General features: G+C 36.7%; 1 protein-coding gene. It reads right to left on the reverse strand.

The window, feature by feature from the left end:
• Positions 1-173: 173 nt before the first annotated feature.
• Positions 174-716, reverse strand: a complete 543-nt coding sequence (locus tag Q3O12_RS04430) for a suppressor of fused domain protein (protein WP_301669534.1) — start codon at positions 714-716, stop codon at positions 174-176.
• Positions 717-719 lie beyond the last annotated feature (3 nt).

Raw genomic sequence — 719 nt, forward strand, 5'->3', positions numbered from 1 at the left:
ATGGGCGATGGCTTTGTAGCCGTCTGCCGTTTTGACCAAGGTGCTGCCGTGGAAGGAGCAGGTGTAGGATTTTTGAAGAACTTAGTTTTCAATATCCTGTTTCAAATGAAGGAAAGGTTGTCTGAAAGTTAAACACGGTTTCAGACGACCTTTAATCAAATTTAAGAAAGCCCTTACCAAACAAACGGTTTCCTATTCATATCCGAAAGGTTGCCAACTTCATTATCCAGCAAGAACTGCTCAAAAGCATTCCAACCTTTCTTTTCTACCAATTCTGCTTCCTGTTTATACAAGGGGACAAGCAAAGGGAAAACGACATTGTAGTGTTCGCCATAACAGACTTGGAAATCATCGTCGAAATAAAATGGGGCGGAAACATACAGTGCGTCCATTTTTGTTGAATCAGCAATGCTTCTAGGCAAATAAATAACCTGCCCTCGAAGAAGAATTTTTTTGTTCTCAATGATGGTTTCCGCCAACCATCTTAAAAATGGAAAAATCTGATTTTCATCATATTTTAAAGAACATACAAAAAGTATTTCAAATCTGCTTTTATAATTCAGATTATATTTGCTTAACCCTAAAGTAATATAAGTTTTTAAATCCCTGTTAGGGGAAGAGGGAATAGCTGCGATATTTAATTTGTACTGACTTCCCGAATCGCTTTTCGAGCCATGAGAAATAGTGCCTATATATTTTTCAATATGATTAATCATATT

The sequence above is a fragment of the Neisseria benedictiae genome (assembly GCF_958267435.1).
In the GTDB taxonomy this organism is placed as follows: domain Bacteria; phylum Pseudomonadota; class Gammaproteobacteria; order Burkholderiales; family Neisseriaceae; genus Neisseria; species Neisseria bergeri.

Bases quoted from the DNA above. Each gene is read 5' to 3' on its own strand.
- Q3O12_RS04430 (WP_301669534.1), bottom strand. From the start codon at position 716: ATGATTAATCATATTGAAAAATATATAGGCACTATTTCTCATGGCTCG.